14 protein-coding genes are annotated in these 14,923 nt (G+C 66.4%); 6 read left to right on the top strand and 8 right to left on the bottom strand.

The window, feature by feature from the left end; genetic code table 11:
• Window positions 1-17 precede the first annotated feature (17 nt).
• The gene (proC, locus tag CZ674_RS10180; RefSeq protein ID WP_086992412.1) at window positions 18-851 is read right to left on the bottom strand and encodes a pyrroline-5-carboxylate reductase; all 834 of its coding nucleotides are present in this window, start codon (window positions 849-851) and stop codon (window positions 18-20) included.
• 52 nt (window positions 852-903) lie between these two features.
• Between proC and CZ674_RS10175 the strand changes: the two genes are divergently transcribed.
• Both CZ674_RS10175 and CZ674_RS10170 read left to right on the top strand, forming a co-directional pair.
• Complete coding sequence (locus CZ674_RS10175) at window positions 904-1,866, top strand: cation diffusion facilitator family transporter (protein ID WP_086992411.1); 963 nt, start codon at window positions 904-906, stop codon at window positions 1,864-1,866.
• A 30-nt stretch (window positions 1,867-1,896) separates the two neighbouring features.
• Complete coding sequence (locus CZ674_RS10170; protein ID WP_086992410.1) at window positions 1,897-2,271, top strand: hypothetical protein; 375 nt, start codon at window positions 1,897-1,899, stop codon at window positions 2,269-2,271.
• 66 nt (window positions 2,272-2,337) lie between these two features.
• Here the strand turns inward: CZ674_RS10170 and putP are convergent, their stop codons facing one another.
• Both putP and CZ674_RS10160 read right to left on the bottom strand, forming a co-directional pair.
• Window positions 2,338-3,825, bottom strand: a complete 1,488-nt coding sequence (putP, locus tag CZ674_RS10165; RefSeq protein WP_086992409.1) for a sodium/proline symporter PutP — start codon at window positions 3,823-3,825, stop codon at window positions 2,338-2,340.
• A 119-nt stretch (window positions 3,826-3,944) separates the two neighbouring features.
• Window positions 3,945-7,487: a proline dehydrogenase family protein gene (locus CZ674_RS10160; RefSeq protein ID WP_234988550.1), complete on the bottom strand. Its 3,543-nt coding sequence runs from the start codon at window positions 7,485-7,487 to the stop codon at window positions 3,945-3,947.
• Between the two features lie 164 nt (window positions 7,488-7,651).
• On the opposite strand from CZ674_RS10160, the gene CZ674_RS10155 reads away from it, so the two are divergent.
• Window positions 7,652-8,584 carry a LysR family transcriptional regulator gene (locus CZ674_RS10155; protein WP_086992407.1) on the top strand — a complete coding sequence of 311 codons (933 nt, stop codon included), beginning with the start codon at window positions 7,652-7,654 and terminating at the stop codon, window positions 8,582-8,584.
• Here the strand turns inward: CZ674_RS10155 and CZ674_RS10150 are convergent.
• Window positions 8,581-9,048, bottom strand: coding sequence for a nucleoside deaminase (locus tag CZ674_RS10150; protein ID WP_234988549.1), 468 nt, complete (start codon window positions 9,046-9,048; stop codon window positions 8,581-8,583). The genes CZ674_RS10155 and CZ674_RS10150 overlap by 4 nt on opposite strands.
• Window positions 9,049-9,096: 48 nt before the next feature.
• Between CZ674_RS10150 and upp the strand changes: the two genes are divergently transcribed.
• From upp to CZ674_RS10135, 3 genes are all read left to right on the top strand, one after another.
• On the top strand, window positions 9,097-9,735 hold the full coding sequence (gene upp, locus CZ674_RS10145) for a uracil phosphoribosyltransferase (RefSeq protein ID WP_086992406.1): 639 nt from the start codon (window positions 9,097-9,099) through the stop codon (window positions 9,733-9,735).
• Between the two features lie 2 nt (window positions 9,736-9,737).
• Window positions 9,738-10,277 carry a GNAT family N-acetyltransferase gene (locus tag CZ674_RS10140; RefSeq protein WP_086992405.1) on the top strand — a complete coding sequence of 180 codons (540 nt, stop codon included), beginning with the start codon at window positions 9,738-9,740 and terminating at the stop codon, window positions 10,275-10,277.
• A gap of 282 nt (window positions 10,278-10,559) precedes the next feature.
• Window positions 10,560-11,240 carry a winged helix-turn-helix domain-containing protein gene (locus CZ674_RS10135; RefSeq protein WP_086992404.1) on the top strand — a complete coding sequence of 227 codons (681 nt, stop codon included), beginning with the start codon at window positions 10,560-10,562 and terminating at the stop codon, window positions 11,238-11,240.
• 452 nt (window positions 11,241-11,692) lie between these two features.
• Here CZ674_RS10135 and CZ674_RS10130 read toward each other — a convergent pair whose 3' ends face one another.
• Genes CZ674_RS10130 through CZ674_RS10115 form a run of 4 tightly spaced genes read right to left on the bottom strand, consistent with a single transcriptional unit; the run spans window position 11,693 to window position 14,781 of the window.
• Entirely contained in the window at window positions 11,693-12,460 is a 768-nt protein-coding gene (locus CZ674_RS10130) for an alpha/beta fold hydrolase (RefSeq protein ID WP_086992403.1), read from the bottom strand.
• A complete protein-coding gene (locus CZ674_RS10125) occupies window positions 12,460-12,777 on the bottom strand; it encodes a biotin/lipoyl-containing protein (RefSeq protein WP_086992402.1) in 318 nt (105 codons plus the stop codon). The genes CZ674_RS10130 and CZ674_RS10125 overlap by 1 nt, the downstream gene beginning before the upstream one ends.
• The gene (locus tag CZ674_RS10120; protein ID WP_086992401.1) at window positions 12,777-13,751 is read right to left on the bottom strand and encodes an alpha-ketoacid dehydrogenase subunit beta; all 975 of its coding nucleotides are present in this window, start codon (window positions 13,749-13,751) and stop codon (window positions 12,777-12,779) included. The genes CZ674_RS10125 and CZ674_RS10120 overlap by 1 nt, the downstream gene beginning before the upstream one ends.
• A complete protein-coding gene (locus CZ674_RS10115) occupies window positions 13,744-14,781 on the bottom strand; it encodes a thiamine pyrophosphate-dependent enzyme (RefSeq protein WP_234988548.1) in 1,038 nt (345 codons plus the stop codon). The genes CZ674_RS10120 and CZ674_RS10115 overlap by 8 nt, the downstream gene beginning before the upstream one ends.
• Window positions 14,782-14,923 lie beyond the last annotated feature (142 nt).

The raw sequence follows: 14,923 nt of genomic DNA, 5'->3' as shown, positions 1-14,923 counted from the left end.
CACCGGCCGGCGACCGCCTACTCGGCCGCGAGCTCTTTTGCGCGCTTGATCGCCGCATCCGCCGCCCGTGCGAACAGCGGCTCGAGCTCGGCATCCTGCAGCACCTTGATCAGCTGCTCGGTCGTGCCCTTGGGGCTCGTGACCTTGCGGCGCAGCTCGCTCGGCTCGTCGTCTGAGCGCACCATGAGCTCGCTCGCGCCCTTGAACGTGCCCTGCACCATGACGGCGGCCTGCTCGGCCGTGAATCCGAGGTCGAGGGCGACCTGCGTCCAGGCTTCGGCGAACAGGTAGACGTAGGCGGGGCCCGAGCCCGAGATCGCCGACAGCGGGTCGATCTGGTCCTCTTCGACGACCAGCACGTCGCCGACCGCCTCGAAGATGCTGCGGGCCAGCTCGACGTGCTCGTCGGTCGCGGCCGAGCCTGCTGCGATGCCCGTGACGCCGAGGCCGACGTGGCTGGGGGTGTTCGGCATCGAGCGAACGACGGCGACGCTCTCGGGCAGGCACGACTCGAGGGCCTCGATCGTGATACCGGCCGCAACTGAGATCACGAGGGTTCCGGGGCGCAGCGATTCGGAGATCTCGGATGCGAGGTCGCCGATCTGCGCGGGCTTCACACCCAGCACGACCACGTCGGATGCCGCAGCCAGCCTCTGGTTGGCGCCGGGCTCATCCGCGAGCGCCACCGACTCTGCAGTGCCTGAGGGCAGCGCGTCGCGCGATGCAGCCGAGCGCGTCGTGGCCGAGACGGCGCCGAACGCCTCTGCGTTCTCGAGCAGGCCAGAGAGGATGGCCCCGCTCATCGATCCGGTTCCGAGGAATGCAATGGACGGCTTCGCTGAGATGTTCATGCATCCAGCGTATGCGCTGCATCGTGATTGCCGTGGGCGTAGACTCGCTTTCGTGAGTGCGTCCCACGGAACCAAGGCAGTTGTCGCTGCATTCAGCGCCAACTCGGCCATTGCTGTGATGAAGTTCGTTGCCTGGATCTTCTCGGGCTCGGCGTCGATGCTCGCTGAGGCGATCCACTCGGTCGCCGACGCCGGCAACCAGCTGCTGCTCCTGCTGGGCGGCCGCCTGGCGAAGAAGAAGGCCGACCGCGAGCACCCGTTCGGCTACGGCCGCGAGCGGTATGTGTGGGCGTTCATCGTCGCCCTCGTGCTGTTCTCGGTCGGTGGCCTCTTCTCGATCTACGAGGGCATCAACAAGCTGCGCGACCCGCACGAGCTCGCGATGTGGTGGCTGCCGATGCTCGTGCTGACCGGCGCCATCATCGCCGAGTCGTTCTCGCTGCGCACGGCCGTCAAGGAGGCCAACCAGGTTCGCGGCAAGACCCGCTGGATGACGTTCATCCGCAAGTCGAAGTCGCCTGAGCTGCCCGTCATCCTGCTCGAAGACGTCGCCGCCCTGCTCGGCCTTGTCTTCGCATTCATCGGCGTCGGCCTCACCGCGCTCACCGGCAACGTTGTGTTCGACGCGATCGGCACGCTCTTCATCGGCGCGCTGCTGGTGGTCGTCGCGGTCGTTCTCGCCATCGAGATGAAGTCGCTGCTGATCGGCGAAGGCGCATCGAACGAAGACTGGCAGCGCATCCGCTCGGTCATCAACAGCAACCCCGAGGTCGAGGCGCTCATTCACATGAAGACGCTCTATCTCGGCCCCGAAGAGCTCATGATCGCCGCCAAGGTGGCCTTCCCTCCCCAATCGACTGCGGTCGACATCTCGCGTGCGATCAACGCCCTCGAGAAGCAACTGCGCGACGAGGTGAAGGATGCGCGGGTCATCTACATCGAGCCCGACATCTTCGTCGACGACCCCGGCGTCGAACTTTCGACTGATGCCATCGTCATCCAATCGGGCAATTAGCTTCAGCTGATTCCCAGATAGCCTGGACGCATGGAAATCCTGCGTCTTGTACTGCTCGCCGCCCACTTCATCGGGCTCGCCCTCCTCGTCGGCACGTTCCTTTCGAACCTGCGCCGCAATGAGAACTGGAACATGCTGGCCATGGTGATCGGAGCGGCCATTCAGCTGCTCTCGGGCATCGGCCTCTACGGCATGACGATGGCTCTCGGCGGTGACCCGAACCACATGAAGCTCGGCATCAAGGGCATCGTCGCGCTCCTCGCGCTCGTCGGCGCCGTGATCGGCCTCATCCAGCAGCGCAAGCTCGCCGCTGCCGGCGAGAACCAGCGCCCTGCCAAGAAATTCTTCCACATGGCTGGTGGCTTCGCAACGATCAACGTGCTGCTGGCAGTGTTCTGGCATTAGTCCCCACCGACCGAAGAAGCGGCCCCGCACATGATGTGCCGGCCCGCTTCTGTGTCGATCAGATGATCACTTGACGACCAGCATGGTGCCGGTCTCGGTGAACTCCGCTTCGATCTCGTCGTTCTTCTTGTAGGTCACAAGGCTCGCGACGATCGCGACGATGAACGCCAGCACGAACGCGGGCAGCAGCTCGTACAGGCCCGTTGTGTCGAATGCGTCCCAGATGAACACCGTGGCTGCACCGACGACCATCGCTGCGAGCGCACCCCAGTTGGTGAGCTTCCGCCAGAACAGCGACAGCAGGATGACCGGACCGAAGGCAGCGCCGAAGCCTGCCCATGCGAAACCGACCAGGCCGAGAATCGTGTCGTTCGGCACGATGGCGAGCAGCGCTGCCACGAGGGCGACGCCGAGCACGCATGCGCGGCCGAGGATGACGAGCGTCTTCTCGCTGGGGGCATCCTTCTTGAGCCCGCGGTACACGTCTTCGACGAGTGCCGACGAGCAGACGATGAGCTGGCTCGAGAACGTGCTCATGATGGCCGCGAGAACAGCTGCCAGCACGAGTCCGGCGATCAGCGGGTGCATGAGCGCCTGAGCGAGCACGAGCACGATCGTCTCGGGGTCAGCCAGGTCGATGTTGTTCGCGTGGATGTACGCGACACCGACGAGACCGGCGATGATCGTTCCGATGAACGAGACGATCTGCCATGAGACGCCGATGCGGCGTGCAGCCTTCGCGTCTGACGGCTTGCGCATCGCCATGAAGCGCACGACGATGTGGGGCTGGCCGAAGTAGCCGAGGCCCCAGGCCAGACCAGACGCGATCGAGATGATCGTCGCTGTCGTGAGGCCTTCGCCGCCGAACAGGTCGAAGTGGTTCGGTTCGAGCTGGCTGACCAGCGAGATGGCCTCGCCGGGGCCGCCGACTGCGACGATCGCCGCAATGGGCACGACGAGCAGCGCGATGACCATCATGATGCCCTGCAGCACGTCGGTCATCGAGGAGCCGAGGAAGCCGCCGAACATCGTGTACGCCAGGGTGACGACCGTGACGATGAGCATGCCGACGAGGTAGGGGCCGTCGAACGCGCTCTCGAAGAACACGCCTCCAGCGACCATGCCCGACGACACGTAGAGCGCGAAGAACACGAGGATGATGACGCTCGAGACGATGCGCAGCAGACGAGACTTGTCACGAAGACGGTTCTCGAAGTAGCTGGGAACCGTGATCGAGTTCTTCGACACCTCTGTGTAGGCACGCAGGCGGGGTGCGACGAGCAGCCAGTTGAGGTAGGCGCCGATCGTGAGGCCGATCGCGATCCAGCCCTCGATCAGACCCGCTGCGTAGATGGCTCCGGGCAGACCCATGATGAGCCAGCCGGACATGTCGGATGCGCCGGCACTGAGCGCGGCGACCCACGGTGGAAGGCCGCGTCCGGCGAGCATGTAGCCCTCGTGGCCCTCCGTCTTCTTGTATGCGCGATAGCCAATGAAGATGATGACCGCGAAGTAAATCGCAAGCGCTATGTACAGATACACCTGGTCGGACATGGACAGCCTTTCTGAAGGGTTGTCACAACCGTGACAGCGGATGCGACATTGCGGGACATTTTCTGCGAATCTGCGCAGAATCGAGTGCGAATCGTTATGAAACCACCCGTGATCTGGTGCTAGATGACTCCCTCCGAGAGACGGTTCGGGGTTCCGAATCTGTGTGCTGTGATCGAAACCGCCTGCTCGTGCAAGTGGGGAAGAAGCTCTACGCGTCCTGCGCGGACGACCTCGCCACCATACACGGCCACATCGGGCTTGCCGCCCGACGCGGCGAATGTGCGGGCAATGCTGTCGGCACGCGACTCCCCTGCCACGAGGCGAATGCGAGCCCACCCCTTGCGGCCCTCTTGCGCGGCGATCTGCGAGACGCGCTCCGCCCATCCGGCCTCGTCGTCGTACGAGACTGCAACGCCTGCATTCCGCAGCGCGTCGCCGATCTCGTTCGGCAGTGCGATCGGGGTCGAGAGGCTGGGTGCGGCTTCTGCGGCGAGGCCTGCGGCGACGGCGCGGATGACGTGGTGCAGCGGGGCGTCGGCCTCGGCGCGGATCGTGACGGGCACCGGCAGGTACCGCAGAACGTTGCGCTCGACGACGAGCTGCGAGACGTCACGGGCGGTGCCGAACTCGTCGTCCCACGCGTGGGCGTCAGAGCTCAGCGCCTCGCCGAGCCACTCGAGGTCGGCTCCTGCGACGCCAGCCTGCTCGGCTGCCTGCAGCAGCCCTGCGGCTGGCGGACGAGGCGCGCGGGGCTGGGAGGCGACCGGCGCATCCGTCCAGTCTCCGAGACCGTGCAGGTAGTTGGGGCCGCCTGCCTTGGTGCCGGCGCCGATGGCCGACTTCTTCCAGCCGCCGAACGGCTGGCGACGCACGATGGCGCCGGTGATGCCGCGGTTGACGTAGAGGTTTCCGCCCTCGATGCGGTCGAGCCACACCTCGAGCTCGTCGCGGTCGAGCGAGTGCAGGCCGCTGGTGAGGCCGTACTCGATGTCGTTGACGATGTCGATCGCCTCGTCGAGGGTCGACGCCGTCATGATGCCGAGGATCGGGCCGAAGTACTCGGTCAGGTGGTACTCGGATCCGCGCTGCACGCCCTGGCGCACGCCGGGGCTCCAGAGCTTGGTGGTGCCGTCTGCGTCGCGCGAGAGCGGGTGGTCGCTCTCGATGGGCTTCGGCTCGATGACCCACGACTGGCCGGGCTCGAGCTTCGTGAGGCCGCGCAGCAGCTTGCCGTCGGGCGCCTTGATGACCGGGCCCATCTGCGACTCGAGGCTGTCGGGCGTGCCGACGTGCAGCGACTCGATGGCGTCGAGCAGCTGGCTACGGAATCGCTTCGACTTGGCGACCGAGCCGACCAGCACGACGAGCGATGCCGCCGAGCACTTCTGGCCCGCGTGGCCGAAGGCAGACTGTACGACGTCGCGTGCGGCGAGGTCGAAGTCGGCGTTCGGGGTGACGATGATGGCGTTCTTGCCGCTGGTCTCAGCGAGGATCGGCAGATCCTGGCGCAGCTTTCTGAACTGCTCGGCCGTCTCGTACGAGCCCGTCAGGATGAGCCGGTCGACGCGCTCGTCAGCGACGAGCTTCGAGCCGAGCGAGCGGTCTGCGAACTGCACGAACTGCAGCACATCGCGCGGAACACCGGCCTCCCACAGCACGTCGGCGACGATCGCGCCGGTGCGAGCCGAGGCCGAAGCCGGCTTGAACACGACGGCCGAGCCTGCCGCGAGCGACGAGAGCACGCCGCCTGCCGGGATGGCGGTCGGGAAGTTCCACGGCGGAATCACCGCGATCAGCTTCTGCTGCACGAACGTCGCGCCATCTGCCTTCTCGACCTCCTGGCCGAGGCCCGCGTAGTAGTGCGCGAAGTCGATGGCCTCGCTGACCTCGGTGTCGCCCTGGTCGAGCGTCTTGCCGCACTCGGATCCCATGACCTCGAGCAGCTCGGCGCGGCGGGCCTCGAGGCCCTCGCCTGCGCGGTGCAGAATGCGGGTGCGCTCGTCGACGCCGAGTGCCTGCCAGCTGGCCGACGCCTCGATGCCGCGCTCGATGACCTGCTGCAGGGCAGCCTCGTCTTCGACGCGCGCCTCTGCGACGAGCGTCTTTCCGAGATCGGATGCGACCATCCGGTCTGCGATGGAGCGTCCCCACACGCGGTTGCCCGGCAGGTCGGGGTCGGTGTCAGGCGTGTTCTCGAAGGCTTCGAGACCGCCGGCCGTGCGCTGCTCGACTCGCGCATCCGCCCCCGCTGCGTCGTACTCGCGGCGGTCCTGCAGGCGCGACGGCTTGGGAACGCTGTAGTCGGCGACGTCGCCGTCTGCCGTGATGGCAGCGAGGTCGTCGAGCGAGTCGAGGTAGCGCTGCTTCTCGCGGTCGAAGAGCTGCTGGTTGTCGTTCAGCTCGAACACGGCCGACATGAAGTTCTCGGTGCTCGCGCCCTCTTCGAGGCGGCGGATGAGGTACGAGATGGCGACGTCGAACTCGCCCGGGTGCACCACCGGGGTGTAGAGCAGGAGGGAGCCGACATCGCGCTTGACTGCCTCGGCCTGGCCCGTGGCCATGCCCAGGAGCATCTCGAAGTCGATGCCCTTCTCGGCGCCGCGCTGCTTGGCGAGCAGCCAGGCGAGGGCGATGTCGAAGAGGTTGTGGCCTGCGACGCCGATGCGCACGTTCTGCACGCGGTCGGCGGTCAGGGCGAAGTCCATGACGGCCTTGTAGCTGGTGTCGGACTCCTGCTTCGACGACCAGGTGGCGACCGGCCAGCCGCGGATCGCGGCGTCGACCTGCTCCATGGGCAGGTTCGCGCCCTTGACGACGCGCACCTTGATGGGGGCGCCGCCGGCTGCGACGCGTGCTGCCGCCCACTCCTGCAGGTCGATCATGACGGCAAGGGCGTCGGGCAGGTATGCCTGCAGCACGATGCCAGCTTCGAGGTCGCGGAACTCGTCGCGCTCGAGCACGCGCTTGAAGACCGCGAGCGTGAGGTCGAGGTCTTTGTACTCCTCCATGTCGAGGTTGATGAACTTGCGCGGCGACGCGCTCTTGGCCATCTCGTAGAGCGGCACGAGCTGCTGCTCGATGTGGTCGACGGCTTCGTCGAAGGCCCAGTGGTTGTGGGGTGCGACGGTCGACGAGACCTTGATCGACACGTAGTCGACGTCGTCGCGCTCGAGCAGGCGCCTGGTGCCCGCGATGCGGCGCTCGGCCTCGTGCTGGCCGAGGATGGCCTCGCCGAGCAGGTTGATGTTGAGGCGCGTGTCGTCGGTCTTGATCTTGGCGATCGACTTGCCGAGCTTGTCGTCGGTGGCGTCGATGATGAGGTGGCTCACCATCTCGCGCAGCACGCGACGCGCGATGGGCACGACGATGCCGGGCATGGGCTTGGCGAAGACGCCGCCGGCCGCGACCGCTGCGCGGAGGGGCGCGGCCAGGAATCCGGGAGTGAGGGGCACCAGCGCGCGAAGCTTCTTCGCTGCTGCCTTCAGGTCTTCGGGGCGCACTACGCCGTCGACGAAGCCGACGGTGAAGTCGAGCCCGTTCGGGTCTTGCAGAACGCCTGCGAGTCGTGCGGCCGACGCATCGGCGGGTACTTCTGCTGCTTCGCGCAGCCAGCGCTCGACCAGCTGGATCGCCTCTTCGGCGAGATCCTGCGGCCGGCTCACGTTGACATCCTTGTTCACAGGAAGCCTTTCACATCATTGCGAACGCGATCACTCATCGCGTTCGCCCAGTGTGCGGCTCATGAAGCGTAAAGTAAAGTAAAGGTTTGTACCGCTAAACATGTAGTTTTGCTACCTTGTTGGATTTGCCGACGCAGGAGGATGCCGTGCTCGAGATGAAACGCCTTCGGCTGCTCTGGGAGCTGCAGACCCGCGGCACTGTGGCGGCTGTCGCCGAGGCGCTGAGCTACACGCCCTCCGCCGTCTCGCAGCAGCTGAGCCTGCTCGAGCGCGAGGCCGGGGTGCCGCTTCTGCGCAAGTCGGGCAGGCAGCTCGAGCTGACGCCTGCCGCCCGGGCGCTCGTGCGCGAGACGGAGCATCTGCTCGCCGGCCTCGAGCGTGCGGAGGCCGCGCTGCATCGCAACCACTCGCGCATCTCGGGCACCGTGCGCGTGGCCGTGTTTCAGACGGCGATGCTGGCGCTGATGCCGCAGACGCTCGGCCGGCTTCGCGAGCGCTACCCCGAGCTGCGCGTCGAGATGGTGCAGTACGAGCCGAAGTCGGCGCTGCGCGAGACGTGGGCGCGTGCCTTCGACCTGGTGGTCGCCGAGCAGTATCCGCATCACTCGACCGCGCACTACACAGGGCTCGATCGCGAGGTGATCGCGCGGGACGCCCTGCAGCTGGCGCTTCCTCCGGCGGATGCGGCGGGCGGCGCGTTCGCGAACGTGACACGCCTGCAGGATGTCGCCGATATGCCGTGGGTGGTCGAGCAGCCCGGAGCCGCATCCCGACACTGGGCCGTGCAGCTTTGTCGCAGCGCTGGGTTCGAACCCGACATCCGCTATGAGACTCCCGACCTGCAGGCGCACGTGCGACTGGTCGAGTCGGGCACCGCTGTTGCCTTCCTGCCGGGGCTCGTGCACGGCGGCATGGAGTCGCGGGTGCGGCGCCTCGACCTCGAGGGGGCGCCCGAGCGCACGATCTTCACCGCGGTGCGCGAGTCGATGGGTTCGCACCCGGCGCAGAACGCGGTGCGGGCTGAGATCGTGCGTCAGGCTTCGCTGATCGACACCCCCGAGGCTGTCGGAAATCTCTAGCGTTTGTCGGCGAAGAATTCGCGCAACTGCGCCGCACACTCGCCTGCGAGAACGTCGCCGACGACTTCGACTCTGTGGGGCATCCGCCTGTCTCGCAGCAGATCGACGACTGACCCTGCGGCTCCGGCCTTGTCGTCCCATGCCCCGAACACGACCCGCGCGACGCGAGCCTGCGCGATCGCACCCGCGCACATGGCGCACGGCTCAAGGGTGACGACGAGCGTGCAGCCGTCGAGATGCCAGTCGCCGGTGGCCCTGGCGGCGGCGCGCATGGCCACGAGCTCGGCGTGACCGGTGGGGTCGGCATGCAGCTCGCGCTCGTTGGCGCCCTCGGCGAGCTCGGTGCCGTCGGGTGCGACGACGACTGCGCCGACCGGAACATCCGCCGGTGTGCGCTCAGCAGCGGCCGCGGCAAGCTCGATCGCGCGCCGCATGTGGGCTTCGATCGCCGGCTCGACTCGCATGCGCACCAGCGTATCGAGGCGGATGCGCGGGCGCGGTAGATTTGTCGCATGCGAGTTCACGTAGCCGACCACCCGCTCATCACGCACAAGCTCACCGTGCTGCGCGACGAGAACACGCCGTCGCCGACCTTCCGGCACCTCGTGTCAGAGCTCATGACGCTGCTCGCCTACGAGGGCACGCGCGAAGTGCGGGTGACGCCCAAAGAGATTCAGACGCCCGTCACCAAGACCACCGGCGTGCGCATCGCCGAGCCGACGCCGCTGATCGTGCCGATTCTGCGCGCAGGCCTCGGCATGCTCGACGGCATGACGGCTCTGCTGCCGACTGCCGAAGTCGGATTCCTCGGCATGGCCCGCAACGAAGAGACCCTCGAGCCGTACACCTACGCCGAGCGCCTGCCCGATGACCTGCACGACCGCCAGTGCTTCGTGCTCGACCCCATGCTCGCAACGGGCGGCTCGCTCTCGGCTGCGATCAAGTACCTCTTCGACCGCGGCGCCGTCGACGTGACCGCGATCTGCATCCTCGGCACGCCTGAGGGTGTGGCGCGCATCGAGAAGGACTTCGGCGACCACGAGAACCTCACCGTCGTGCTCGGTGCTGTCGACGACGGCCTCGACGAGAACGGCTTCATCGTGCCCGGCCTCGGCGACGCGGGCGACCGCCTGTACGGCACTGCCGAGTAGCGATGACCGTGCGGGTGCGCGCCGCAACAGCCGACGATGCTGCCGGCGTGGCCCGCGTGCACGTCGATTCGTGGCGCGCCGCATACAAGGGCCTCATGCCTCATTCGGTGCTCGACGGGCTCAGCGTGCAGAACCGCACGACCGGCTGGCAGCGCTGGCTGAACGGCGACCCGAATCGCAATGCGGTCGGTCACGAGTGTGTCGTCGCCGTCGACGAGACGGATGCGGTGCTCGGCTGGGCGACGTTCGGCAGGGGTCGCGACGACGGCTGGGAGCATGTCGGCGAGATCGCGGGCATCTACGCGCACCCTGACTCGTGGTCTGCTGGCGTCGGCCACGCGCTGATGGAACAGGCGATGATTGCTCTGGCGCAAGCTGGATTCTCTGGGGTCTACCTCTGGATGCTGGCCGGCAACGAACGCGCCCTGCGGTTCTATGAGCGACACGGATGGGCAACTGACGGCGGCGAGAAGCACGAGACGCATAGCTCGGGTCACCTCATGCGTGAGCTTCGTCTTGTTGCGAATAACGCACCGGTTTGACCGTCAAACCGGTGCGTTATTCGCAACAAGCTTGACGGAATCGTTATCGGTCGCATAACCTGTGGCCATGACTGACATTCAGCAGCCCGCGACCGCCTTCGTCGCCAAGGGACTGTCCGGCATGGTGATGCCGATGTCGAGCATGTGCCGAATGTGCATGCAGTAATCAGCGAACACGCGAACTGCATGCAACCGGCGGAGAGAATCCCGCCGGTTTTTCTTATCTCTCATTCGTCACCCAGGCTGTAGAGCTCAGCTCCGGCCGAACCCGGAAGGCACCCAATGTCTCTTGCAATCACCGATATCCAGACCCGCACCGACATCACCGAGGCCACAGCGCAGCAGCGCCCGAACGTGCACGCTGTTCCCGCCGAGCCCGAGGCTCGCGGCTTCGTGCTCTACATCGGCCTCGGCGATGACGCCCAGGAGCTCGACGGCGTCGACCTCGCGACGCTCGTCCGCGAGCTGCGCGAGCACACCGCCCGCGTCGCCCCTTCAGCTCAGACGCACGCCGCCGTCGCCCTCGCACCGGCCGGCGCTGGGGGACGCGACATCGACGTCGTGCGCCGCGCGCTGCACGACCCGGCACTCCGCACATCCGAAGTCGCCGAAGAGCAGCCCGAAGAAGAGGGCGTCACGATCGACTTCGCTCGCAACCGCGTCACGGTAGACGGCAACACCGTCGCCCTGACCTACAAGGAGTTCGAGCTGCTGCAGTCGATCGTGCTGCGCACCGGCCGCGCGGTCGCCCGCGAAGACCTCATCGACCTGGTGTGGCCGGACTCGGATGCCGACGAGCGTCCGAACGCACGCACAGTCGACGTGCACATCCGCCGTCTGCGTGCGAAGCTCGGCAGCTACGCCGACATCATCCGCACCGTGCGCGGCGAGGGCTACCGCTTCGACGGCCACCCCGATGTGGCCGTGCGCACCGGCCTCCACCGCAGCCCCGACGTCTTCTAGCGCCGCCGAGTTCGAATAGCCGATTCATAGCAAACACAAGGGCTGAGACATAGGCACGCTTCGTACAGTGGGAACACGTTGAAAGTTAATGCTGTGGCTTTCAACCGGAGCTGTAATCGTGAGATCAGCTTGGTGCAAGGGACTGAGAACCCCCGCCTCATCGAGGCGGGGGTTCTCTATTTGCCCGGTGCATGCCGCTTTTCTCGGTCGCTCAGCGGTTCCATGACACCAGCATCGATGGAACGCCTCAGCGACCGAGAAAAACAGCACTACCGCGCAGCGCGCTCAGCAACCTCCTAGGTGACGCAAGGCAGTTGCAAGGAATCCACTCGTAGTGTGAAGCACGTTGGACATCAGGACATGGGTACTCCAACAAGCGCTCTGGACAAGCGCTGGTGCAAGGGACAAGGCCGGACGAGAATCCTCGTCCGGCCTTCTTGCGTGCTCAAGCGTCAGCCGAGATGCGACTGTAAGAACTCGATCACGCCCGCCTTGAACTTGCGCGAGGTGATCGCGTTGATGTGGTTGCGGCCGGGGATCGGCTCGAACCTCGCGTCGTCGAGCAGCGGCACCATTGTCTCGGTGTCGTCAGCGCGGTCGTCCTTGTCACCGGTCATGAACAGGGTCGGCGAGACAGGCGGATGCACGCTCGGGTCGAACGGCGTGCGTGCGACTCCGAAGGCGAGATCGAGCAGTGTCGTGGGGTCGGCCTCTGGCAGCATCTTGGCCAGCTGCACCACGAACTCGGTGCCGCCGGTCGGCTCGACCTCGCCGCGAAGCGCGGCGTCGGCCATCTGGCGGTCGATGTCTTCGAACGGCTCGCCAGCGGGCAGACCGCCGAGGGCAAGAGCGGCGAACACACCGGGCTCCTCCCCCACGTACCGATACGCGAGGCGAGCGCCCATCGAATAGCCGAGGCAGCCGATCTTCTCGCCGGGCACGGCATCGATGAACTCGAGCGCAGCGTCGACGTCTTCTTTGAAGCGCTCTACCTCGTAGGCGTTCTCGCCGCGCGGCTTGTCACTGTCGCCGTGGCCGCGAAGGTCCATGGCAATGCCGCGCAGTCCGGCCTCTTCGAAGGCACGGCCCCATCCGGCATCAACCCAGTTGCTCTGCGAACTCGACGCGAAGCCGTGCAGCATCAGCACCCGAGGGCCGTCGGATGCGCCTACTTCGTGCAACGCGATTCGCGTGCCGTCGGCACTTCTGACGCGCAGCACTACTTCTTCGACAGGCGAACCCGTCGCTCCTTCTTCTTCTCCTGGGGCACGGTTCCGACGATGCCAGCCTCTTCATCAGCCACTTCGAAGGTGATGAGCGTGTCGCCGACATTGATCGTGTCGCCGTCTTCGCCGTGCGTCGTCTTGACCGTTCCCGCGATGGGGCTCGGCAGCTCAACAGCGCTCTTGGTCGTCTCGACCTCGACGAGCGGCGTGTTGCGCTCGACCCACTGGCCGGGCTCGACGAGCCACTCGAGAATGGTCGCCTCGATCAGGCCTTCGCCGAGATCGGGGAGGGGAAATGATCGCTCAGCCATCAGTACTCCAAACTGCGCTGCACACCGAACAGGATGCGGTCGATGCTGGGGATGTATTCGTCTTCGAGGTCACCCGCAGGGGTGGGAACATCGTAGCCGGTGACGCGCTCGACGGGTGCTTCGAGCTTGCCCCACAGGCGCTCGGTCAGCAGCTGCCCGATCTCGGCGCCGAGACCGGCGGTGCGCGGCGCCTCATGCACGATGACTGCGCGACCGGTCTTGGCGACTGAGGCGACCAGGCCATCCTCGTCGAGCGGCTTCAGCCAGCGCGCGTCGACGACCTCGATCGAGACGTCGTCTTCGGCTGCGAGCTCTGCCACTTCGAGCGAGCGAGCGACCATGGCGCCCCACGCGATGATCGTGAGGTCTTCGCCTTCGCGAGCCACGAGCGAGCCTTCGAGGTCGCCGGGGTTCTCGAAGTCGACGTCGCCGCGGTTCCAGTAGCGCGACTTCGGCTCCATGAACATGACGGGGTCGGGCATCTCGTGTGCGCGACGCAGCAGGTGGTAGGCCTGGTGCGGGTTCGACGGCGAGACCACCTTGAGGCCGGGCACGTGCGCGAGCGTGGCCTCGATCGACTCTCCGTGGAGCTCGGGCGCACGGATGCCGCCGTAGCTGGGGATGCGCAGCACCATCTGCATGGGCGTCGCGCCGCGCGAACGGTAGTTGGTGCGGGCGATCTGCGAGATGATCTGGTTCATCGCCGGGTAGGCGAAGCCGTCGAACTGCACCTCGGGAATCGGCCTGTGGCCCGCCATGGCAAGCCCGGCCGCCATGCCGAGGATGCCCGACTCCGCCAGCGGTGTGTCGATGACGCGGTGTGCGCCGAACTCGGTCTGCAGGCCGTCGGTGACGCGAAAGACGCCGCCGAGTTTGCCGACGTCTTCGCCGAACACGAGCGATTTGGCGTCGTCTGCCAGGATCTCGCGCAGTGCCGTGTTGATGGCCTTCTGGGTCGAGAGCTGCTCAGTCAAGGTCGGTCTCCTCTCGCCACTGCTCCTGCTGCTTGACCAGCTGCGGCGTCTTCTCTTGGAACACGTAGTCGAACATGTCGTTGCCGTCGATCGTGCGGGGGCTCTGCATCTGCACGCGAACTGCGTCGACCGCCTGCTCTGCACGCTGCTCGGCTTCGGCCCACCAGGCCTCGTCGGCGACGAGCTGTCGCGCCACGTCGATCGGGTCGGGCCCGAGGGCGCGCTCTTCTTCGAGCGAGCGATATCGGCTGGGGTCGTCGCTCGTGGCGTGCGGGCCGCGGCGATAGGTGAAGGCTTCGATGACGACCGGTCCGTGCTCGCGAGCGTGCTCGAGGGCGATCTGCGTTGCCGCATACACCTCACCCACGTCGTCGCCGTCGATGCGCATCGACGGCATCGAATAGCCGGATGCGCGGGCCGCGACACTGCCGCCGGCCACCTGCAGGTCGAGCGGGGTCGAGAGCGACCAGCCGTTGTTCTGCACGAAGAACACGACGGGCGACTTCGAGACCGCAGCGAAGTTCATGGCCTCGTGCACGTCGCCCTGGCTCGATGCTCCGTCGCCGAAGTACGCGATGGCCGCGCCGCCGGTGCCGTCGAGCTTCTGCGCGTACGCCCAGCCCATCGCGTGCAGCGCTGTCGCACCGACGACCGCCTGCAGAGGCGAGTGTCGCACCTTGTTCGGGTCTGCGAATCCGCCGTTCCAGAGCGCCAGGTGGCTGCCCATGTAATCGGTCAGATCGCTGTCGAGCCCCACCACGACGCCGTGGTCGCGGTAGGTGATGAAGGCCATGTCGCGAGCGCGGTCGAGTGCCATGGCACTGCCGACCTGCGCCGCCTCCTGCCCGATGGCGGGCGGGAATGCGGGCAGGATGCCCTGGCGCTGCCAGCGCACGGCTTCGGTGTCGAGAACTCGGGTGACGAGCATGCGCTCGGCCAGGCCGCGCAGGGTCTCGACGTCGACAGTGACGCCGTTCTGCGGCGGCCAGAGCTGCGCAGGCTGCGCGGCTGAGGACGGGGGAACAGGCACAAGGCCTCCTTTGCTGCGAATCGCCACCACGCTACGGCGAGCCACTGACACTGACAAGCTGCACCCTGAGTGCTATGCACATTGCACAACATGCACACTGATTCTGACTTTTGACCAGACATATTGTCTAGAGTTGCAGGCA

The organism is Agrococcus casei LMG 22410 (genome assembly GCF_900163565.1).
GTDB lineage: Bacteria > Actinomycetota > Actinomycetes > Actinomycetales > Microbacteriaceae > Agrococcus > Agrococcus casei.
The sequence above is the reverse complement of the archived record's forward strand: the minus strand, read 5'-3'. Positions and strand labels throughout refer to the sequence as shown.